Origin of the sequence: Pseudonocardia sp. EV170527-09, assembly GCF_008369905.1 — a bacterium.
In the GTDB taxonomy this organism is placed as follows: domain Bacteria; phylum Actinomycetota; class Actinomycetes; order Mycobacteriales; family Pseudonocardiaceae; genus Pseudonocardia.
Genome location: NZ_VRMC01000604.1, coordinates 1 through 245 on the forward strand (window position 1 = coordinate 1; position 245 = coordinate 245).

General features: G+C 63.3%; 1 protein-coding gene. It reads right to left on the reverse strand.

Annotation, left to right across the window (positions count from 1 at the left end; genetic code table 11):
• Window positions 1-241: sirohydrochlorin chelatase (locus FVA95_RS30250; protein ID WP_193564468.1), on the reverse strand; the 241-nt coding region annotated here is incomplete at its 3' end.
• Window positions 242-245: the final 4 nt, after the last annotated feature.

Here is a 245-nt window from a genome sequence, read left to right on the forward strand (position 1 = left end):
CGTCGGGATGTCCACTCAGCTCAATGTGTTGCGGAATATCGTGGTGCACATGGTATCCCGATGCCAGAAAGGCCGGAAGCAACACCGCGGGGCCATCGATCGTCGAGAGCACCTCTGACGGGGTCGGACCCAGCACATCGACGAAGGCGGTCCGCACCGAACCGACACGTCTCGACACCGCCTCCGCGAGAGCGGCGATGTTCTCTACACCGGCGACAGAGCGGGTTCCGTGAGCGACCAGTACC